This is a genomic window from Nocardioides sp. CFH 31398 (assembly GCF_022436705.1).
In the GTDB taxonomy this organism is placed as follows: domain Bacteria; phylum Actinomycetota; class Actinomycetes; order Propionibacteriales; family Nocardioidaceae; genus Nocardioides.
Map to the genome: position 1 here is coordinate 231,760 of NZ_JAKUHT010000008.1, position 20,600 is coordinate 252,359.

Annotated in this window: 20 protein-coding genes; 9 read left to right on the plus strand and 11 right to left on the minus strand. The window is 72.6% G+C overall.

The features are described 5' to 3' along the window. Genes MJ876_RS08750 through MJ876_RS08760 form a run of 3 tightly spaced genes read right to left on the minus strand, consistent with a single transcriptional unit; the run spans window position 1 to window position 3,238 of the window. Window positions 1–615 carry a hypothetical protein gene (locus MJ876_RS08750; protein ID WP_240235880.1) on the minus strand — a complete coding sequence of 205 codons (615 nt, stop codon included), beginning with the start codon at window positions 613–615 and terminating at the stop codon, window positions 1–3. A gap of 52 nt (window positions 616–667) precedes the next feature. Further along, window positions 668–2,347, minus strand: coding sequence for an acetolactate synthase (locus MJ876_RS08755; protein ID WP_240235881.1), 1,680 nt, complete (start codon window positions 2,345–2,347; stop codon window positions 668–670). 45 nt (window positions 2,348–2,392) lie between these two features. Continuing rightward, complete coding sequence (locus MJ876_RS08760) at window positions 2,393–3,238, minus strand: DUF2785 domain-containing protein (RefSeq protein WP_240235882.1); 846 nt, start codon at window positions 3,236–3,238, stop codon at window positions 2,393–2,395. A 38-nt stretch (window positions 3,239–3,276) separates the two neighbouring features. Between MJ876_RS08760 and MJ876_RS08765 the strand changes: the two genes are divergently transcribed. After that, window positions 3,277–4,746, plus strand: coding sequence for a PAS domain-containing sensor histidine kinase (locus MJ876_RS08765; RefSeq protein WP_240235883.1), 1,470 nt, complete (start codon window positions 3,277–3,279; stop codon window positions 4,744–4,746). Between the two features lie 33 nt (window positions 4,747–4,779). Here MJ876_RS08765 and MJ876_RS08770 read toward each other — a convergent pair whose 3' ends face one another. Next, window positions 4,780–5,031: a WhiB family transcriptional regulator gene (locus MJ876_RS08770; RefSeq protein ID WP_240235884.1), complete on the minus strand. Its 252-nt coding sequence runs from the start codon at window positions 5,029–5,031 to the stop codon at window positions 4,780–4,782. Between the two features lie 242 nt (window positions 5,032–5,273). On the opposite strand from MJ876_RS08770, the gene MJ876_RS08775 reads away from it, so the two are divergent. Then, a complete protein-coding gene (locus MJ876_RS08775; protein ID WP_240235885.1) occupies window positions 5,274–5,690 on the plus strand; it encodes a hypothetical protein in 417 nt (138 codons plus the stop codon). An 18-nt stretch (window positions 5,691–5,708) separates the two neighbouring features. Here the strand turns inward: MJ876_RS08775 and MJ876_RS08780 are convergent, their stop codons facing one another. The 4 genes from MJ876_RS08780 to sodN form a co-directional block, all read right to left on the minus strand. Beyond that, a complete protein-coding gene (locus tag MJ876_RS08780) occupies window positions 5,709–6,560 on the minus strand; it encodes an RNA polymerase sigma factor SigF (protein WP_308192580.1) in 852 nt (283 codons plus the stop codon). Next, complete coding sequence (locus MJ876_RS08785) at window positions 6,557–6,979, minus strand: ATP-binding protein (protein ID WP_240235886.1); 423 nt, start codon at window positions 6,977–6,979, stop codon at window positions 6,557–6,559. The genes MJ876_RS08780 and MJ876_RS08785 overlap by 4 nt, the downstream gene beginning before the upstream one ends. 40 nt (window positions 6,980–7,019) lie before the next feature. Continuing rightward, window positions 7,020–8,294, minus strand: a complete 1,275-nt coding sequence (locus MJ876_RS08790) for a metallophosphoesterase (RefSeq protein ID WP_240235887.1) — start codon at window positions 8,292–8,294, stop codon at window positions 7,020–7,022. A 219-nt stretch (window positions 8,295–8,513) separates the two neighbouring features. Then, window positions 8,514–8,915, minus strand: coding sequence for a superoxide dismutase, Ni (sodN, locus tag MJ876_RS08795; RefSeq protein ID WP_240235888.1), 402 nt, complete (start codon window positions 8,913–8,915; stop codon window positions 8,514–8,516). A gap of 58 nt (window positions 8,916–8,973) precedes the next feature. Here sodN and MJ876_RS08800 point away from each other — a divergent pair, with 58 nt between their 5' ends. The 4 genes from MJ876_RS08800 to MJ876_RS08815 all read left to right on the plus strand — a co-directional run bounded on the left by MJ876_RS08800 (window position 8,974) and on the right by MJ876_RS08815 (window position 12,309). After that, window positions 8,974–9,315 (plus strand): S24/S26 family peptidase, encoded by a 342-nt coding sequence (locus MJ876_RS08800; protein WP_240235889.1) that lies wholly within the window; start codon window positions 8,974–8,976, stop codon window positions 9,313–9,315. 93 nt (window positions 9,316–9,408) lie between these two features. Beyond that, window positions 9,409–10,647, plus strand: a complete 1,239-nt coding sequence (locus MJ876_RS08805; RefSeq protein WP_240235890.1) for an NADP-dependent malic enzyme — start codon at window positions 9,409–9,411, stop codon at window positions 10,645–10,647. Between the two features lie 19 nt (window positions 10,648–10,666). Then, window positions 10,667–11,635, plus strand: coding sequence for a zinc-binding dehydrogenase (locus MJ876_RS08810; protein ID WP_240235891.1), 969 nt, complete (start codon window positions 10,667–10,669; stop codon window positions 11,633–11,635). Further along, entirely contained in the window at window positions 11,635–12,309 is a 675-nt protein-coding gene (locus MJ876_RS08815) for an SDR family oxidoreductase (RefSeq protein WP_240235892.1), read from the plus strand. The genes MJ876_RS08810 and MJ876_RS08815 overlap by 1 nt, the downstream gene beginning before the upstream one ends. A 24-nt stretch (window positions 12,310–12,333) precedes the next feature. Here the strand turns inward: MJ876_RS08815 and MJ876_RS08820 are convergent, their stop codons facing one another. Beyond that, window positions 12,334–12,972: a TetR family transcriptional regulator gene (locus MJ876_RS08820; RefSeq protein WP_240235893.1), complete on the minus strand. Its 639-nt coding sequence runs from the start codon at window positions 12,970–12,972 to the stop codon at window positions 12,334–12,336. A 189-nt stretch (window positions 12,973–13,161) separates the two neighbouring features. Here MJ876_RS08820 and MJ876_RS08825 point away from each other — a divergent pair, with 189 nt between their 5' ends. The 3 genes from MJ876_RS08825 (at window position 13,162) to MJ876_RS08835 (ending at window position 15,732) form a co-directional block, all read left to right on the plus strand. Beyond that, window positions 13,162–14,259 carry a ferredoxin reductase gene (locus MJ876_RS08825; RefSeq protein WP_240235894.1) on the plus strand — a complete coding sequence of 366 codons (1,098 nt, stop codon included), beginning with the start codon at window positions 13,162–13,164 and terminating at the stop codon, window positions 14,257–14,259. Between the two features lie 59 nt (window positions 14,260–14,318). Continuing rightward, a complete protein-coding gene (locus MJ876_RS08830) occupies window positions 14,319–15,443 on the plus strand; it encodes an acyl-CoA desaturase (protein WP_240235895.1) in 1,125 nt (374 codons plus the stop codon). A gap of 79 nt (window positions 15,444–15,522) precedes the next feature. Continuing rightward, the gene (locus MJ876_RS08835) at window positions 15,523–15,732 is read left to right on the plus strand and encodes a hypothetical protein (RefSeq protein WP_240235896.1); all 210 of its coding nucleotides are present in this window, start codon (window positions 15,523–15,525) and stop codon (window positions 15,730–15,732) included. 597 nt (window positions 15,733–16,329) lie between these two features. Here the strand turns inward: MJ876_RS08835 and MJ876_RS08840 are convergent. Continuing rightward, window positions 16,330–16,506, minus strand: coding sequence for a DUF6104 family protein (locus tag MJ876_RS08840; RefSeq protein ID WP_240235897.1), 177 nt, complete (start codon window positions 16,504–16,506; stop codon window positions 16,330–16,332). 17 nt (window positions 16,507–16,523) lie between these two features. Continuing rightward, entirely contained in the window at window positions 16,524–20,324 is a 3,801-nt protein-coding gene (locus MJ876_RS08845) for a multifunctional oxoglutarate decarboxylase/oxoglutarate dehydrogenase thiamine pyrophosphate-binding subunit/dihydrolipoyllysine-residue succinyltransferase subunit (protein ID WP_240235898.1), read from the minus strand. Between the last annotated feature and the right edge of the window lie 276 nt (window positions 20,325–20,600).

The window sequence follows — 20,600 nt, forward strand, 5'->3', positions numbered from 1 at the left end:
TCAGCCGCCGTAGATCGTCGAGAGCTCCTGGGAGAGGTCGCCGGGGGCGGTGAGGGTGCCCTCGACGAGACCGTCACCGCTCGCGCGGCCGGGAGCGGTCCGGCTCGGGGAGTCGGTGAGCCGGACGCTGCGGCACCCGAAGCCGTCCACCGAGACCCCCGTCAGGGAGCCGGCGTCGTCCGCGGTGACGAGCAGCCAGCGTGGGCCGAGCTCCTCGGTGCACATCTGGTCGGGGTCGCTGGGCTCCAGGCCGGCCAGGCTCTCCTCGATCGCCGCGAGGTCACCCTCCGGCACCTCGACGGGCTCCCCGGCGCGCTGCCACCCGTTGCGGGCGTCGTACTGGCAGACCCACGCCTGCGAGGCCGACGGGAGCTCCGGCGCCTCGGCGGCCGGGTCGGTGACGCCGAAGCCGTTGCCGCCGTCGTCGGGCAGCTCGGCCGGGCACAGCTCGTCGGTGGTCGGCGACGCGGTGGTCTCGTCCGACGCCCCGCCGGACGACTCGGAGCCAGCCCCGGGGTCCGAGGCCGAGCCGGAGTCCGAGGACTCGGTCTGGCCGCAGCCGACGAGGAGACCCAGCAGGGCGAGGCTGGCCAGGGTGCCGGTCGTGGTCTTCATGCTCCTGTGACGGACGGGACGCGTGAGTGGTTCCCGCGCGCTGCGACCCACCTCAGATCCCGAAGGTGGAGCGGGGGTACGCCGCCTCCACGTCGGTGATGACGTTGACCAGGTAGGGCACGTTCGCCGCGAAGGCGCGGTCGAGCGCGGGACCGATCTGCTTCGGGTCCGTGACCTCCTCGCCGGCGCCGCCGAGCGCCTCGACGATCCGGTGGTACGGCGTCCGCTGCGCCAGGTCGGCGACGACGTCGTAGCCGTAGAGCATCTGCATGGGGCCCTTCTCCAGCGCCCACGCCGAGTTGTTGCCCATGACCATCACGACGGGCAGGCCGTGGCGGACCAGCGTGTCGACGTCCATCAGCGAGAACCCGGCCGCCCCGTCGCCGAGCAGCAGCACCACCTGCGCCGACGGCCTCGCGATCCGGGCGGCGATGGCCGCGCCGAGCCCGGCTCCGAGGCAGCCGTAGGGGCCGGGGTCGAGCCAGCCGCCGGGACGCTTCGGCTCGACGTACTTGCCGGCGAACGACACGAAGTCGCCGCCGTCGCCGATGACGACGGAGTCCTCCGCGAGGCGCGGGACGAGCTCACCGTAGATCCGGGCGGGGTGGATCGGGTCCGCCTCGGCCGTGAGCAGCTCGCGGTCACGCTCGACGGCCGCGGACACCGCGTCCTGCAGGTCGGAGACCCACGCCGACCAGTCCGGCTTGCGCGGGGCCCGCTCGACGGCCGTCTGCACGCCCTCGAGGACGGCGGTCAGGTCGCCGCTCGCCGAGCCGGCGAGCTCGGCGTGGCCGGCCACCTGGCCGGGGCTGTCGGCGAGGTGGACGACGCGGGCCGGGGTCGCGCCGTCCTTGCCGCCGAAGACGCCGTAGCCGAGGCGGAAGTCCAGCGGGGTGCCGACGACGACCACGAGGTCGGCGCCGCCGAGGGCCTTGCTGCGCGCCTTCGTCACCAGCAGCGGGTGGCCGCCGGGGACGATCCCGCGGCCCATGCCGTTCGTGATCGCGGGCACGCCGAGACCCTCGACGAGCCGCAGCGCGGCCTCCTCGGCCCCGTCCGCCCAGACGTCGGTGCCGAGGATCAGCACCGGGCGGGAGGCCTCGGCGAGGAGCGTCCCGACGTGGGCGACCGCCTCGGCGTCCGGCTCCAGCGGCGCCCGGCCGGGACCGACCGGGGCGGGGCCCTCGGCGCTGTTGAAGAACTCGTCCATCGGGACGTCGACGAACACCGGTCCGCGGTGCGAGCCGCCGGCGGCGGTGAAGGCCTCGTCGAAGCCGCCGAGCACGGTGTCGGCGGTCGGCAGCGTGCGGGCCAGCTTCGAGACCGACTCGAGGATCGGGGGCTGGTCGAGCTCCTGGAGGCTCCCCGAGCCCCAGCGGTTCTGCGGCGCGCGACCGCCGACGACGACCATGGGCGAGCCCGCGAAGCTCGCCTGCGCGATCGCGCTGACCCCGTTGGTGACCCCCGGGCCGGCGGTGAGGACGGCGAGGCCCGGCGTGCGGGTGAGCTTGCCGGTGGCCTCGGCGGCGAACGCCGCGGTCTGCTCGTGGCGCACGTCCAGCAGCCGCATCGGCGGGTCGGCCTTGACCGCGCCGTCGTACATCGGGAACACGTGCGCGCCCGACAGGGTGAACTGCGTGGTCACGCCGTGGGCGCGGGCGACGGCGACGGCGAGCTCGCCCGCGTGGCCCTGGATCTTCTCCTGGGGCTGTCCATCATCGGGAGGGGTCATGGCGGGCACGCTACCGGCCGGTAGCCGGCGGCGCCCGGGCCTGCTTCAGCGACGCGCGGCGAGGGTGTCCGGGTTCGACGCGCGCAGGGCGTCGACGAGGACGAGCACCAGGTCGTGGCGGTCCGACGGCGGGTGCGGCGACAGCAGGACCTGCAGGTGCAGGGCGCGCAGGAACGCCTCGGCGTCGTAGCCGCGGTGCGCGTCGGCGCCGTACGAGGCGACGGCGACGGAGGCGACGCGCCGGATCCACGGCTCGAGGACGCCGAGGGGCACCAGGTTGCGGCGCAGCACCGCCATCGTCGCCTGTGCCATGCGGTCGGGCTCCCCGGCGAGGAGCAGCCCCGACGCGGGGGCGGTCAGCCGGTCGGCGAGGACGTCGAGCAGCACGGTGAGCTCCGGCGTGCCGAGGTGCGACGACCCGGCCAGCACCCCGATCGCGTCGGCGCCGTGGGCGATCGCGTGCGCCCAGCCCTGCTGGGGGACGTAGCCGCGGACGTCGACCTCGCGCAGGAACCAGTCGGCGAGGCGGTCGCCCCACTCCAGGACCTTGTCGCCCGGGACGAGGCGGTGGGTGTTGTCCCGCGCGACGCACCCGGCCAGCGCGAGCGCGGAGAAGCTGCGGCGGAACACCGTGTCGGTGCCGGCCTCGCCCAGTCCGACGACCAGCCCGCGGGCCATGCCGTCGCCCAGGCCGAGCAGCAGGTCGTCGTACACGCCGCGGGAGATCCAGGTCGCCAGCGCCGGGTACGCCGTGGCGTCGCGCTCCTCCGGGTCGGGGGAGCCGAGCATCGTGGTGAGCTCCGCGGTCAGCTCGCCCAGGTCTCGGTCGGTGGGCACGCGCAGGCCTCCGTCGACGACCTGCTGCCAGTAGCCCGAGACCATGCCGGGCATCCTGCCAAAGCGTCCGGCCGTCGGCCTAGGGTGGGCCGGTGCCCGTCCTGACCGACCTGGTGCGCCTGCACACGGACCTCGACGGCGCCGCCCTGGACCGTCTCCACCGCCTGCTGGCGGACTGGCAGCTCCTCGCCGACCTGTCCTTCGCCGACCTCGTGCTGTGGCTGCCCGACCGCACCCGCGCGGGCTTCTGGGCGGGCGGCCAGATGCGCCCCACGACGGGTCCGACGGCGTACGTGGAGGACGTCGTCGGGACGTTCGCGCCGTCCGGCGGGCACCGCATGCTCGACGCGGCGTACGCCGAGGGTCGGCTGGTGCGCGACGCGGACCCGGAGTGGCGCGCCGAGGTCCCGGTGCGGGTCGAGGCCATCCCGGTCCGCGACGCCGACCGTGTCATCGGCGTCGTCACGCGCGACACGAACCTGCTCGGCGTGCGCACGCCCAGCCGGCTGGAGCTGGCCTACCTCCGGACGGCGGGCGACCTGACGCAGATGATCGCCTCGGGCCAGTTCCCGGCGCCCGGGGACCGCAGCGACCGCGCCGACTCCCCGCGCGTCGGGGACGGCTTCCTGCGCGTCGACGCGCAGGGCCGGGTGGAGTACGCCAGCCCGAACGCCCTCTCCGTCTACCGCCGGCTCGGGCTCTCCGGCGACCTCACCGGGTTGTCGCTGGCCGAGGTGACCCGCGAGCTGGTGCCCGCGCGGCGCCGTCCCGACGAGGAGATCCTGTCGGCCGTGCTCGCCGGGCGGGCCGACTCCGACACCGAGATCGGCACGGAGGCGGTCTCGCTGATCGTGCGCTCCGTGAGCCTGCGGCCGCAGGGCGAGCACATCGGGGCCCTCGTGCTGGTGCGCGACGTGACCGAGCTGCGGCGCCGCGACCGTGAGCTGGTGAGCAAGGACGCCACCATCCGCGAGATCCACCACCGCGTGAAGAACAACCTGCAGACCGTCGCCGCGCTGCTGCGGCTGCAGGCCCGGCGCGCCCGGGTGCCCGAGGCGCGGGAGCCGCTCGAGGAGGCGGTACGTCGTGTCGGCTCCATCGCCATCGTCCACGAGACGCTCAGCCAGGCCGCGACCGAGGACGTCGAGTTCGACGACGTCGCCGACCGCCTCGGGCGGATGGTCCTCGACGTCGCGGCGGCGGGGGACCGGGTCGAGGTCCGCCGCGAGGGCAGCTTCGGCACGCTGCCCTCGGAGTCGGCGACCACGCTGGCCATGGTGCTGACCGAGCTGCTGCAGAACGCGGTGGAGCACGCCTACACCCCGACGGCCGCCGGTCGGGTGGTCGTCGAGGTGCGGCGCAGGGCGGAGCGGCTCGAGGTCGCGGTGGTCGACGACGGCCGCGGGCTGCCGGACGGGTTCGACCCGGCGACCTCGGGGTCGCTGGGCCTGTCGATCGTGCGGACGCTCGTCACCACCGAGCTCGCCGGCACGCTGGCCGTCGGCCCGGGGCGCGGCGGACGCGGCACCCGTGTGGGCTTCGCGGTCCCCGCGGAGGCGTAGGCGAAGTCGTGGCCGGAGTCCTGGCGCGCCGGGTCAGGCCGTGCGGATGCGGGCCCGGGCGTTGCGGCGCTTCAGGGCGCGACGCTCGTCCTCGGACAGGCCGCCCCACACGCCGTGGTCCTGACCGGCCTCGAGGGCCCAGGCCAGGCACTGCTCACGGACCTCGCAGCGACGGCACACCTGCTTGGCCTCCTCGATCTGGAGGATCGCCGGGCCGGTGTTCCCGATCGGGAAGAACAGCTCGGGGTCCTCGTCGAGGCAGGCAGAACGGTTGCGCCAATCCATGGCTGGGCGGTCCCACTTTCACGTCGTACGGCAAACAGGCGGTGGCCTGAGAAGTCGGGTCTCTCGACACGGCACTGAGGTCGTTCCCCCATGGCTCACGTGCTCGAGCGCAGCGACCAGCGTCCCAGCATCTGACAGCGCAGACAACCCTCTCGGGTATTCCGAGTGGGGTCATGTCCGTCACAGATCGCCGGCGTCCGTGTCACGGCGTACCGGCGTGGGTGGATTCGTAGGGTAGCGGGGTGGACGGACACGGACGTCGGGCGGCCCCCGCACCCCTGGTGACCGCGGCCTCGGTCGTCGCGGTCGAGGCGCTGGTGATGCTCGGCCTCGCGGTGGCCGAGCTGGCCTCGACCGAGGGCGGGCGGTTGCTCCTGGGCCTGACCACCACCCTGTTCTTCCTGCTGTACGGCGTCCTGCTGCTGGTGTGCGCGTGGCTCGTGGTGCGCGGCGTCGGCTGGACGCGGGGGCCGATCCTGCTGGCGCAGCTGATCCAGCTGGGGATCGCCTGGTCGATCCGCGACGTGGTGGGCGCCGGCGTCCTCGTGGTGCTGGTGGTGGTCTCGGCCGTGGTGCTCGCCGGGATGCTCCACCCGGCGTCCCTGCAGTTCCTCCTCCTCGACGCGGACGACGGCGAGGAGCCAGACCGCGCCGGGTGAGGGCGGGGCGGCGAGCCGCTAGTCGGCGTCCTGCAGCGACTCCCGCAGCTGGGTCAGCGTGCGGTTGAGCAGCCGGGAGACGTGCATCTGCGACACGCCGATCTCGGCGGCGATCTGCGTCTGCGTCATGTTCTTGAAGAAGCGGAGCAGGAGGATCTTCTTCTCCCGCGGCGCCAGGTCGTCGAGCAGCGGCTTGAGCGACTCCCGCACCTCGACGTGCTCCAGGGCGGCGTCCTCGACGCCGAGGCTGTCGAGCATCGTCGCCGCGCCGTCCTCGGAGGAGTCGGAGGCGTCCAGCGACAGGGTCGCGTAGGCGTTCGCCGACTCCAGGCCCTCGACCACCTCCTCGACGCTGCACCCGAGCCGCCCCGCCAGCTCGGAGGCGGTGGGGGAGCGGCCGAGCGACTGGGTGAGCTCGGCGGTCGCGGAGGTGATCTGCATGCGCAGCTCCTGCAGCCGCCGGGGGACGCGCACCGCCCAGCCCTTGTCGCGGAAGTAGCGCTTGATCTCGCCGATGATCGTGGGGGTGGCGTACGTCGAGAACTCGACGCCGCGTCCGGTGTCGAAGCGGTCCACGGACTTGATGAGGCCGATCGTGCCGACCTGCACCAGGTCCTCGAACGGCTCCCCGCGGTTGCGGAAGCGCCGGGCGCAGTGCTCCACGAGCGGCAGGTGGAGCTCCACGAGCGCCTCCCGGGACGCCTGGCGGGCCGCCTCCGAGGCGTCCTCGTCGGCGATCTCGGCGAAGAGCTCGGCGCTGCGACGACGGACCTCGGCCATCGGGCCCGCGGGAGCGGGGGCCTCGGCGACCTCGGTCGGCTGGGCCGGTGGCGGAGCCTCCTCGACCACCGGGTCGGCGGGCGGCGTCACGACGTCGCGGAGGACTCGAGGGTCAGGGCGACGGTGACGCGGTCGCCCTCCGCCCACGTGTCGGCGTCCGAGGCGAGGGTGCTGAGCACCTGCCACGCGAAGCCCTCGCGGTCGGGCGCCTGCGCCCCCTCGGCGCCGTCCAGCGAGATCGACACCCGGACGAGGCCGGGCGTGAGGCTGAAGGCGCAGTGCAGGTCGGCGCCGGGCCGGGCCGACTCCAGCAGCAGGGCGCACGCCTCGCTGACGGCGATGCGGAGGTCCTCGATGTCGTCGATCGGGAAGTCGAGCCGCGCGGCCAGTCCCGCCGTCGCCGTGCGCACCACCGAGACGAAGGCACCGTCCGCCGGGACCCGGAGCTCGACGTCGGGCCGGGCCTCGCCGGTGAGCGTCGTCCCCGTCGGGACACCGGTGTGCGTCATGCGCGTCAGCGTAGCCCCGCGGCGCCGCCCGTCGGGGGCGTCACCGCGTGCAGTCCTGCTTCTGGGCGTAGGGGCCCGTGTAGACGTCGAGGCAGCCGGTGCGCTGCAGGACGGTGCCGTCGCTGGACACGACGAGGCTCCCGACGCTGCGCGAGGTGGGCGCGAGCGAGACGCGCTCGCGGATCTCGCCACCGGTCTGCCAGATCCGCGCCCGCGAGCGGGCGACGACGTCGATGGTGCGGGCGTCGACCTGGATGCTGCCGTCGGCGAGGACGTCGCCGACGATGAAGTCGGTGCGGCCGTTGCCGGCGTACCCGCCGTGGGTGATCTGCACCGGGCCGGGACCGCGCTTGACGGCGGTGAAGTCGTGGACCTCGCCGGCGAGGTAGAGGTCGGCCCCGTGGCGGACCATCGACTGCCAGATCGGCGAGCTCTCGCCGTACGCCGTGGTCGGGCCCCCGCCCCCGCGCCGGCGCACCGGCTCGAGGATCGGGAAGTGGCCCTGGACGATGATCGTCGTCTCCTCGGGGGCCTCCGCGAGCACGCGGTCGAACCAGGCGAGCTGACCACCGTCGACGGTGACGTCGATCGCGCCGTCGACCTTGTCGAACCAGTCGACGGTCACGAGCAGCACCCGGCCGCCGTCGAGGTACTTCGCGTACGCCGAGTCCTCCTGCGGCGTGCCGACCGGGCGCATCGGGTAGCGCGGCGTGCCGTCGGGCCGCCGGGTGAAGTGCTCGGCGAAGAGGTCCTTGTAGGTGTCGTACGCCGCGAGCTGGGTCGCCCCGGCCTTCCACGGGTTGTCGCCCATCTCGTGGTCGCCGACGGCGGTGCGCACCCGCCAGGCGGGCACGCCCGCGTCGGTCCAGAACTCCAGCCACTGCGGGTAGTAGGTCTCCCCGGCGCGGCGCACCCGGGCGATGCGCTCGGGGATGGTGCGGCCCGGGCCGAAGGTGCCGGTGTCACCGCGGTCGTAGTGCCAGCGCCCGTTCACCATGTCGCCGGCGACGAGGTAGGTGTCGGCCTCGAAGTCCGCGAGCTGGCCGAACAGGTTCTGCGTGGTCTCCGCCCATCGCGGGGACCACGAGTTCGGCGCCCCGACGGTGTAGTAGCCCGACGTGGACACGTCGCCGATGTCGGCGTTGAACAGGTCCGGGGCCGACAGGAAGCGGAACGGCTCGCGGTAGGGGTCGTCCGCCTGCTCGACCGTCGCGGACAGGGCCGGCGCGGCGGGGGCGCCCGGGGTCGCGGCGAGGGCGAGCGCGGTGGCGGCGACGAGCGTCGTCAGGGCGCGCGAGAACACGGTGGTGCGCATGAGGGCTCCTGCGAACGAGCGGGTGTGGGGTGCCTGCCCGAGAGTGGTTCGAGGGTAGGAGCAGACACGCCCCCGTCGCTGCGGAACGCAAGAATTGCTCAAGGCCCGTCCGGGCCGCCGGCAGGACGACGGACGCCGCCCCGGCCCACCGGGGTACGGCGGTCCGGGACGGCGTCCTGGGGTCGTGCGGCGGGCGCGGGGCCCGCGGGGAGGAGGGGCTCAGCCCTTCTTGGTCTCCCAGAAGATCTCGGCGATCTCGTCGATCTTCGCCAGCAGCTGGTCGGCGACGTCGGCGTCGAGGGAGCCCTTGGCGCCGCTGGCGCCGGCGAGCTTCGTCGCCTCGTTCACGAGCACGTGGAGCTGCGGGTACTTCTCGAAGTGCGGGGGCTTGAAGTAGTCGGTCCACAGCACCCAGAGGTGGTGCTTGACCAGCTCGGCGCGCTGCTCCTTGATGAGGATCGCGCGGGTGCGGAAGTCCGGGTCGTCGTTGTCGGCGACCTTGGCGATGATCCCCTTGATCGACTCGGCCTCGATGCGGGCCTGGGCGGGGTCGTACACGCCGCAGGGCAGGTCGCAGTGGGCGGAGACCTCGACGGTCGGGGCGAGCAGGCGAGCGAACATACGGTGCTCCTCACGTGGTGCTTGGGGTGGCGGGCTGATCATCAGCGACAGTACCCCTGTGCCACCCCCCTCATCGCCCCGCTCCCTGACACCGTTCGGGTTCGCGCGCGTCCGGGGCGACTCCATGCGTCCCGGGCTGCGTCCCGGGGACCTGCTCCTGGTCCGGTACGGCGCCCGCGTGCGACCCGGCGCGGTGGTGCTGGCCCGCTTCGCCGACGGCACGCTCGCCGTGAAGCGCGCCGCGGAGCGCCGCCCCACGCGGACGGGGGAGGAGGGCTGGTGGCTGCTCTCCGACGCCCCGGACGTGGGCGTCGACTCCCGGCACCGCGGCCCGGTGCCTGCCGTGGACGTGACGGGGGTCGCACTGGTGCGGGTGTGGCCGCGCCCGCGTCCCGTGTAAGACTCGGAGGTCACAGGGAGACCCCCGCACGACCCGCGCCCGACGATCGGCACACCCCGCCGTGGCGCAGCCTCGATCAGAGAGCCCTCAGCGATGACTCCCACGCACGCCGACCTCGCCCGACCCGCCGACTCCGGCGCCGGGACCCCGACACCCACCCCCGCCGACCACCCGTTCGCGGGGGACCCGGTCTTCGACCTGCACCTCGGGGGCAAGCTCCAGACGGTGTCGACCTCCCCGCTGCGCGACGCCGCCGACCTCTCGCTCGCCTACACGCCCGGCGTGGCCCGGGTGTGCGAGGCGATCGCCGCGGACCCCGCGCTGACGTCGAGCTACACCTGGGTGCCCAACACCGTCGCCGTCGTCACCGACGGCACCGCCGTCCTCGGCCTCGGCGACATCGGCCCCGCCGCCGCGATGCCCGTGATGGAGGGCAAGGCGGTGCTCTTCAAGGAGTTCGGCGGCGTGGACGCCGTCCCGATCTGCCTCGACACCACCGACGTCGAGGAGATCGTCGAGACGGTGGCGCGGATGGCGCCCAGCTTCGGCGGCATCAACCTCGAGGACATCTCGGCCCCCCGCTGCTTCGAGATCGAGCAGCGCCTGGCCGCGCGGCTCGACGTCCCGGTCTTCCACGACGACCAGCACGGCACGGCGGTCGTCGTGCTCGCGGCGCTGGTCAACGCACTCCGCCTCACCGGCCGGGACGCCGCCACCACGAGGGTCGTGATCGCCGGCGCCGGGGCGGCCGGCGTGGCCTGCGCGAAGATCCTGCTGGCGGCCGGCGTGGACGACCTGGTCGTCACCGACCGTCGTGGTGTCCTGCGCACCGGTCGTGAGGGCATGACCCCGGTGAAGGCGGAGCTGGCCGCCATCACCGCCGACCGCACCGGCCGGTCGGGCTCCCTGGACGACGCCCTCGACGGCGCCGACGTCTTCATCGGCGTGTCCGGCGGAGCGGTGGGGGAGTCCTCGATCGCGCGGATGGCCCCCGACGCCCTGGTGTTCGCGCTGGCGAACCCGACGCCCGAGGTGCACCCGGAGGTGGCGCACCGGCACGCCCGCGTCGTGGCGACGGGTCGGTCGGACTTCCCGAACCAGATCAACAACGTGCTGGCCTTCCCCGGGATCTTCCGCGGCGCGCTCGACGTCCGGGCGACCGGGGTCGACGAGTCCATGAAGGTCGCCGCGGCCATGGCCATCGCCGACCTCGTGGGCGACGACCTGGCGGAGGACTACGTCATCCCCTCGCCGTTCGACCCCCGCGTCGCGCCGGCGGTCGCGGCCGCGGTCGCCGCCGCTGCCCGGACGGCGGGTCTCGCTCGGCGCTGAGGTCGGTAACGTCACTCACATGTTCGCCGTCTACGCCGAGTCCTTCTCCTCCGACGACCCGCTGTCCGCCCTGTCGACGGGTGAGCGGCCCGAGCCCGAGGTCCCCGAGGGGTGGACCACGATCACGGTCAAGGCCGCCTCGCTGAACCACCACGACCTGTTCTCCCTGCGCGGCGTCGGCCTCAAGCAGGAGGCGTTGCCGATGATCCTCGGCTGCGACGCGGCGGGGCTCGACGAGGACGGCAACGAGGTCGTCGTCCACGCGGTCGTCTCGGACCCGGCCTGGACCGGCGACGAGACCCTCGACCCGAGGCGGTCGCTGCTGTCGGAGCGCTACCAGGGCACGCTCGCCGAGCGCGTCGCCGTGCCCAGGGCGAACGTCGTCCCCAAGCCCTCCTCGCTGTCCTTCGAGGAGGCGGCGTGCCTGCCCACCGCGTGGCTCACCGCGTACCGGATGCTGTTCGGGCAGGGCGAACTCAAGGCCGGCGACACCGTGCTCGTGCAGGGCGCCGGCGGCGGTGTCGCGACGGCGCTGATCACGCTGGCGCGCGCGGGCGGGCTGAAGGTCCTCGCCACCAGCCGCGACGAGACCAAGCGCTCCCGGGCGCTCGAGCTCGGCGCCCACGAGGTCTACGAGTCCAACGAGCGGCTGCCCGGCAAGGTCGACGCGGTCATGGAGACCGTCGGCAGGGCCACCTGGTCGCACTCCGTGCGGTCCCTGCGACCCGGCGGCAAGATCGTCATCTCCGGCACCACCTCGGGCCCCAAGGTGGACGACGCCGAGCTCACCCGCATCTTCTTCCTCCAGCTGTCGGTCATCGGCTCCACGATGGGCACGCGCGCCGAGCTGGCCTCGCTGGTGCAGATGCTCGACGCGACGGGTGCCCGGCCGCTGATCGACCGGACCCTCCCGCTCACCGACGCCCGCGAGGGATTCTCGGCGATGCTCGAGGGCGACATCTTCGGCAAGATCGTCTTCACGGCCTGATGGGCGTCCACCTCCTCACCGGTGCCGGCTCCGGCATCGGTGAGCTCGTCGCCCGCGCCCTGCACGACCGCGGTGACGAGCTGTGGCTCCTCGCGCGCTCGCCGGAGCGCGCGGAGGAGCTCGCCGCCGCGTTCGAGGGCGCACGGACGCTGGTGGCCGACCTCGCGGACGCCTCCGCGGTGTCCGCTCTCGAGGTCCCGCCGGCGGTGGACGGCGTCGTGCACTCGGCCGGCGTGGTCGACGTGGGGCCGCTGACCGACACCGACCCCGCCGACCTCGAGCGGGCGGTCGCGGTCAACCTCGTCGCGCCCATGGTGCTCAGCCGGCTCGTCGTGCCGGCCGTACGACGGGCCCGGGGCACGCACGTCTTCGTGAACTCGGGCTCGGGACTGCGCGCCAAGGCCGACTGGGCGTCGTACAACGCCTCGAAGTTCGGGCTGCGGGGCTTCGCCGACGCCCTGCGCAGCGAGGAGGCCGGGCACGGCGTGCGGGTCACGACCGTCTACCCGGGACGCGTGGCCACGCCGATGCAGGAGCGGGTGCACGCCGCCGAGGGCGCGTCGTACGACGCGTCGCGGTGGATCCGCCCGGAGACCGTCGCGGCCCAGGTCGTCGCCGTCCTCGACCTGGCCGAGGACGCGACCATCCCGGACCTGACGATCTCGCCGCGCTAGTCGCCCGGCCGGGCGCTCGGCGTCCTAGCCCTGCGACTTCCAGTTCAGCGCGCCGACGAGGACCATCCGCAGCTGGGTGCGGGCCTGGTCCTTGATGTCGGTGGTGACCTCGGGCCGCCCCGCGAGGATGAGCGCCTCGGCGGTCGCGACCATCGAGGTCACCATCAGCTTCGACAGCACGCGCAGGTCGTCGCTGGACCACGCCTCGGTGCCGGGGATGCGGGCGATGTCGGTCGCGAGCTCGCGCTCGACGAGCTCGATCTGGTGCCGCACGGCCTCCCGGACGGCCGGCGGGCCGGCGACGCGCTCGCGGGCGATGAAGCCGAAGTGCGCACGGCGGACCTCGACGTGTTCGGCCAGGACGTCGACGGAGGCGTCGATGAGCTGCTTGAGCGACGGCTCCGGACGACGGACGTCGCGCAGCACCGCCCGCAGGGACACGAACGACTCGTCGACCAGCTCGAGGCCGAGGGCCTCGATCGAGGCGAAGTGGCGGTAGAAGGCCGTCGGCACGATGCCGACCTCCTTGGCGACCTGGCGCAGCGACACCGCGACGAGGCTGGTGTCGGCAGACAGGTCCAGAGCCGTGTCGAGGATGGCGCGGCGGGTGCGCTCCTTGCGCTCGACACGGCTCAGCGAACCCTCCCCGAGCGCCGAAGCCATTGCACCAGTCTAGGAGTTAGGGCGTGAGGTGGACCACCTCACTGCACGACTGTGCACCGAGGTGTGGACGGAGTCACACAGGTGTGGCCACGGACACCGGTTGAGCCCGTTGACGGGCACATCCAGCGTTGCCACACTGAGAGTACAGACGTACACCGAACCCGACAGGCACCAGGGGGAAGACCGATCATGAGCCTGGCCACCACCGTACTGCGGTCCAAGGCGCTCGCCGCGCTGACCTCGCCGCACGGGGTCGACCGGTACCTCGAGCTCGTCAACCCGATGTGGGCCGCCCACGAGGTCCGCGCCCGCATCGTCGAGAAGACCGTCGAGGTCGACGTCGAGGGCCACCCGCGCGTCGCCACCCTGACGCTGCAGCCCACCTCGACCTGGCGCGGTCACCGCGCCGGCCAGCACGTCCAGGTGGGCGTGGCGATCCCCGGCGAGGGCGGCGGTCGTCGTACGACGCGCGTCTTCACGATCTCCAGCCTCGACTCCCGCCCGGGCGACCGCTTCACCCTCACCATGCGGGCCAACCCCGACGCTCCCGAGGGTCGCGGCGTCTCGCGGTACCTGGTCGACGAGGCCCCCGTCGGGACCATCGTGCACCTGAGCCAGGCCGAGGGCGACTTCGTGCTGCCGGACTCCGTCCCGGAGCACATCGTCCTCATCTCGGGCGGCTCCGGGATCACCCCGGTGATGTCGATGCTGCGCTCGCTGCAGAACCGCACCCACCGCGGCCGCATCACCTTCATCCACTACGCCCAGTCGCCGGAGCACCAGATCTACGCCGACGAGCTGCGCGAGGTGGCCCGCACCGGCTACGGCGTCGACCTCCACCTGCTCCACCCGGAGCTGGGGGACCCGAACCTGTCGCCCGCCTGGCTGGAGCGGCTCGTGCCGGGCTACAGCGACGTCCCCACTTGGGTCTGCGGACCGGCCCCGCTCGTCGAGGGCGTCAAGGACGCGTACGGCGACTCCGAGAACCTGCACGTCGAGTACTTCAAGCCGCCGCGCACCACCGCCGGCGAGGCGGGTGGCGAGGTGACCTTCACCCGCAGCGGCAAGACTGCGCCGAACACGGGCGAGTCGCTGCTGGAGCAGGCGGAGGCCCTCGGTCTGAGCCCCGAGTACGGCTGCCGCATGGGCATCTGCTTCTCCTGCGTCTCCCGCAAGACCGACGGCGTCACCCGTGACGTCGTCTCCGGCGAGACCTCGACGCTGCCCGACGAGGAGATCCGCATCTGCGTCAGCGCCCCCGAGGGCGACTGCGCCGTGGACCTCTGAGACCCACCGCCCTGACCGACATCCCGCACGACACCCTCACCCCGGAGAGGACACCGGACATGACCACCAAGGACGTGCCCACCCTGACCCCCGAGCAGCTCGAGTCGTTCGGCGAGGAGATGGACGCCATCCGCCGCCGCATCCTCGACGACCTCGGCGAGAAGGACGCGGAGTACATCCGCAACGTCGTGAAGGCGCAGCGCGGTTTCGAGACCGTCGGCCGCGCCCTGTTCTACCTGCCGCCGGCCTGGCCGCTCGCGGTGGCGTCGCTGAGCATCTCCAAGATCCTCGACAACATGGAGATCGGCCACAACGTCATGCACGGCCAGTACGACTGGATGGGCGACCCGGGCCTGAACTCCCGCATGTACGAGTGGGACAACGTCTGCCCGAGCGAGCAGTGGAAGAACTCCCACAACTACATCCACCACACCTTCACCAACATCCTCGGCAAGGACCGTGACATCGGGTACGGCGTGCTGCGGATGGACGAGGACCAGAAGTGGCACCCCTACTACCTGGGGAACCCGGTCTACGCCCTGCTGCTGATGATCTTCTTCGAGTGGGGCGTGGCCCTGCACGACCTCGAGGTGGAGAACATCGTCGCCGGCAAGCGCAAGATCGAGGAGAACAAGGCCCTCCACGCCGGCATCATGCGGAAGGTCAAGCGCCAGGCGCTGAAGGACTACGTGCTCTTCCCGGCGCTGACCGGCCCGCTGTTCGTCCCCACCCTGGCGGGCAACGCGGTGGCCAACCTGGTCCGCAACGTGTGGGCGTTCAACATCATCTTCTGCGGCCACTTCCCGACCGGCGTGGCCACCTTCAGCCAGGAGGAGTGCGAGAACGAGACCCGCGGCCACTGGTACTACCGCCAGCTGCTGGGGTCGGCCAACATCACCGGCGGCTCGCTGTTCCACGTGATGACCGGCAACCTGTCGCACCAGATCGAGCACCACCTGTTCCCGGACCTCCCGGCACGCCGCTACCCGGAGATCGCCGTCGAGGTGCGCGAGATCTGCGAGCGCTACGGCCTGCCCTACAACACCGGCGGTCTGACCAAGCAGCTGTTCAGCGTGGCCAGCAAGATCTGCCGGATGGCGCTGCCCGACCGGAAGAAGAAGACCGAGGCCCCCGCGGACGACGTCCGCGCCGACGCCCCGGTGCGCGAGACCGTCGCCGCCTGAGCCCCGCTCGGCACGACGCGAGCGACGTCACCCGTCCTGGCCTAGCCAGGGCGGGTTTCGTCGTACCACGATGGGGCGCATGGACGAGCGGTTGACGAAGGGCGAGATCCGCAAGGACGCGGTCCAGGACGCCGTCGAGGCCACGGCCGGCACGGTGGGCCAGGTCGCGACGATCCTGACGGGCGCGGTGCGCGACGTCGCCTCCGCGATCGGGGGCCTCGCGACGGACATCTTCGAGATCAGGGACGCCGCCCGTCGCGCCTCCGAGCAGTCGGAGCAGTCCGACTAGTCCGGGCAGTCCGAGCACCCCACCTGGGCCGACGAGGACACCACCACCTCCCGACCGCCGAGTCGGCCCGAACGCTCGCCCCAGGGACGCCGAGTCGGCCCGAACGCTCGCCTCAGGCGCGCCGAGTCGGCCCGAACGCTCGCCCCAGGCGCGCCGAGTCGGCCCGAACGCTCGCCCCAGCGGCGCCGAGTCGGCCCGAACGCTCGCCCCAGGGACGCCGAGTCGGCCCGGACGCGTGCTCCAGGGGCGCCGAGTCGGCCCCAACGAGTGCCCTAGGGACGCCGAGTCGGCCTGAACGCGTGCCTGACGCGTTCGACCAACCCATGACGAGCTCGCCGGGACCAGAGGCGCCGGGTGCGTTCGGGCCGACTCGGCGTCGTACGGCGGTGCGTTGGGGCCGACTCAGCGTCGTACGGCGGTGCGTTGGGGCCGAGTCGGCGTCGTACGGCGGTGCGTTGGGGCCGACTCAGCGTCGTACGGCGGTGCGTTGGGGCCGACTTGGCGTCGTACGGCGGTGCGTTGGGGCCGACTCGGCGTCGTACGGCGGTGCGTTGGGGCCGACTCGGCGTCGTACGGCGGTGCGTTGGGGCCGACTCGTCAGTCCTCGGGGTCGTCGAGGCGGGCGAGCCAGGTCGCCAGCGCCTCGACGGTGCCCTCGGTCTCCGGGTGGGTGTCGACGTACTCCCGGAGGCGGTCGGCGACCCAGGCGAGGGTCACCTCCTCCTCGCCGCGCCGCTCCTCGAGCTCCTCGAGCCCGCGGTCGGTGAAGTACACCGTGCCTCCTCGACCGCTCAGTCCGAGGAGCCGCCGTCGAACGCCCGCGCCACGAGGTCCTTCTGCTCGTCCGTGTGACGCTTGAGCGTGCCGACCGACGGGGCGGCCGACGCGGCCCGGGTGACCGGCTCGACGGTGACGTCGAGCTGGGGCCAGACGTTGAGGGCGAAATTGGGCCACGGGCCCATGTTCATCGGCTCGTCCTGGACCCAGGCGACGCGCTGCAGGTTGGGGTAGCGCTCGATCTCGGCCTTGATCTCGTCGACCGGCCGCGGGTAGAGCTGCTCCACGCGGCCGAGGGCGACGGTCTCGTCCTCGCGCTTGGTGCGCTCCACGAAGAGGTCCCACGACACGCGACCCGACGACAGCAGCAGCGTGCGCACCTTCTCGGGGTCCGCCTTCGCGTCGCCGATGAACGGCTGGAAGGTGCCCGAGGTGAACTCGTCCGGCTGCGAGGCGGCCTCCTTGCGCCGCAGCAGCTGCTTCGGCGTGAAGACCACCATCGGGCGGTGACGGTCGCTGAAGGCGTGGCGCCGCAGCAGGTGGAAGTACGACGCCGAGCTCGACGGCTGCGCCACGACGAACGCGTCCTCCGCCGTCATCGCCAGGAAGCGCTCGATGCGGGCCGAGGAGTGGTCCGGCCCCTGGCCCTCGTAGCCGTGGGGGAGCAGCAGGACGACGCCCGACTGCTGGCCCCACTTCGTCTCGCCGGCGGTGATGAACTCGTCGATGATCGTCTGCGCGCCGTTGACGAAGTCACCGAACTGCGCCTCCCAGGCCACGAGGGCCTCGGGGCGGGCGACGGAGTAGCCGTACTCGAACCCGAGGGCGGCGTACTCGCTGAGCAGCGAGTCGTAGACGAAGAACTTCGCCTGGTCCTCGGTGAGGTTGGCCAGCGGCACCCACTCGTCGGCGTTGGTGCGGTCGATGATCGTCGCGAACCGCTGCACGAAGGTGCCGCGACGCGAGTCCTGCCCGGCCAGACGCACGGGGCGCCCGTCCATGAGCAGCGAGCCGAACGCGATGATCTCGCCGGCGCCCCAGTCGATCGGGCCCTCGGTGATCGCGGCGGCCCGGCGCTGCAGCTGCGGCAGCACCTTCGGGTGGACGGTGAAGCCATCCGGCGGGGTGATGTAGGCGTCGGAGATCCGCTTGAGGACCTCCTGGCTGACGGCCGTCGGCTGATCCCCGGCAGGCTTCTCCGGGTAGTCCGGGACCGTCGTCCACTCCTTCGGCGGCTCCTTGCCGGCCTCGCGGACCTCGTTGAACACACGCTCGAGCTGGGCCTGGTAGTCCCGCAGGACCTCCTCGGCCTCCTCGATCGTGATGTCACCGCGACCGATGAGCGACTCCGTGTAGAGCTTGCGCACGGAGCGCTTCTGCTCGATCAGGTCGTACATCAGCGGCTGCGTGTACGACGGGTCGTCGCCCTCGTTGTGGCCGCGGCGGCGGTAGCAGACGAGGTCGATGACGACGTCCTTCTGGAACGTCTGGCGGTACTCGAACGCCAGCCGTGCCGCCCGGATGCAGGCCTCGGGGTCGTCGCCGTTCACGTGGAAGATCGGCGCCTGGACCATCCGCGCGACGTCCGTGCAGTACAGCGTCGAGCGCGAGGAGCCGGGGGAGGTGGTGAACCCGACCTGGTTGTTGACGATGACGTGGACGGTGCCGCCCGTGCGGTAGCCGCGCAGCTGCGACAGGTTCAGCGTCTCCGCGACGACGCCCTGGCCGGCGAACGCCGCGTCGCCGTGCACCAGCAGCGGGAGGACCGGGTAGAACTCCGCGCCGCGGTCGAGGACGTCCTGCTTCGCGCGGGCGATGCCCTCCAGGACCGGGTTGACGGCCTCGAGGTGGGAGGGGTTCGCGGCGACGGAGACCTTGATGCGCTCCCCGGTGCCCGCCTCGAACTCGCCCTCGGCGCCCAGGTGGTACTTCACGTCACCGGAGCCCTGGACGGTGCGGGGGTCGATGTTGCCCTCGAACTCGCGGAAGATCTGGCTGTACTTCTTGCCCACGATGTTGGCGAGCACGTTCAGGCGGCCGCGGTGGGCCATGCCGATCGCGACCTCGTCGAGGCCCGCCTCCGCGGCGGCCTCGCAGATCTCGTCGAGCACCGGGATGGTGGTCTCACCACCCTCGAGGCTGAAGCGCTTCTGCCCGACGAACTTCGTCTGCAGGAAGGTCTCGAACGCCTCGGCCTGGTTCAGCTTGAGCAGGATCCGCAGCTGCTCCTCGCGGGGCGGCTTGGTGTGCGGCTGCTCGACGCGCTCCTGGACCCAGCGGCGCTGCTCGGGGTCCTGGATGTGCATGTACTCGATGCCGGTGGTGCGGCAGTAGGAGTCGCGCAGGATGCCCAGGATCGACCGCAGCTTCATGAAGCGCCGGCCCTCGCCACCGAACGAGCCGGTGGCGAACTCGCGGTCGAGGTCCCACAGCGTCAGCCCGTGGGTCTCGACCTCGAGGTCGGGGTGGCTGCGCTGGCGGTACTCGAGCGGGTCGGTGTCGGCCATCATGTGACCGCGCACGCGGTAGGCGTGGATCAGCTCGAGGATCCGGGCCTGCTTGCTGATCTCGTCGTCGTGGTCGGCGGGCACGTCGCGGGCCCACCGGATGGGCTCGTACGGGATCCGGAGCGACCGGAAGATCTCGTCGTAGAAGCCGTTCTCGCCCAGCAGGAGCTGGTGGACGGTGCGCAGGAACTCGCCGGACTGCGCGCCCTGGATGACGCGGTGGTCGTACGTCGAGGTCATGGTCATGACCTTGCTGACCGCGCCGCGGGCGAGGGCGGCCTCGGAGGTGCCCTGGAACTCGGCGGGGTAGTCCATCGCCCCCACGCCGATGATCGCGCCCTGGCCCTTCACGAGCCGGGGGACCGGGTGGTTCGTGCCGAGCCCGCCGACGTTGGTGAGCGAGACGGTGGTGCCCTGGAAGTCGGTGACCGCGAGCTTGCCGTCGCGGGCCTTCGTCACGAGGTCCTCGTACGCCGTCCAGAAGCCGGCGAAGTCCATGTCCTCGGCGGCCTTCACCGAGGGCACGAGCAGCTGGCGGGTGCCGTCGGGCTTCTTGATGTCGATCGCGAGGCCGAGGTTGACGTGCGCCGGCTCGATCAGGGTGGGCTTGCCGTCGACGACGTCGTACCCGACGTTCATCGCCGGGATCGCCTTCAGCGCCTTGACCAGGGCGTAGCCGATGATGTGCGTGAACGACACCTTGCCGCCGCGCGCGCGGGCGAGGTGGTTGTTGATGACGGTGCGGTTGTCCCACAGCAGCTTGACCGGGACCGAGCGCACCGAGGTGGCGGTCGGGACGGTCAGCGACTCGTCCATGTTCTTCACGGTGCGGGCCGGCGCGCCCCGCAGCGTGGTGTACGTCGGCTCCTCGCGCGGCGCCTCGGCGGGTGCCGCGGGGGCCTCCTTCGGCGCGGGCGCCGTGCGGCCCTGGGTGGGCTCGGCGGCGGCCGAGGCGGGCCGCGGCGTGGCCTTCGGCTTCGGCTGCTCGGAGGGCTTCTGGGCGGCGGGCTTCTCAGCGGGCTTCTGCGCCGCCGGCTTCTGGGCGGCGGACTTCTCGGCGGGCTTCTCAGCCGGGGCGGCAGCCTTCTCCGCAGCCTTCCCGGCGGGCGCCGAGGCGCCGTTCGACGAGCCGTTCGAGGCGCCGCCGGCGGAGCCGAAGTACTCCCGCCACGCCGGGTCGACGCTGTCGGGGTCGCGGTCGTAGGCCTCCCGCATCTCGTCCACGAGCCACTCGTTGGCCCCGAAGTCCGCGGCGGCTGCCGCCGCCAGGTCTGAGGTGGAGGTGGAGGAGCCTGGGGACTGCGGCACGGCTGGGATCGCCTCTTCCGATGAGCGCGCGGATCGGTGAACAGGATCAGGCTAGTCCCATTCGGCAACGGATGTCGCAGGGGACACGGGGCCCGGTGAGAGGGAGACCGGACGTGGGGTCGTCTGGGGGGTTCGACCCCACGTCCGGTGTCAGGTGCCGTCGTCGAAGGCGGGACGACGTCACCGACCCACGCGATTGCGTGGCATGTCCAATTAAACCTCGGCGGGGCCGTGCTGTCGTGACGTTCCCGGTAAAAACTGAGCCGGGCCGGGGGG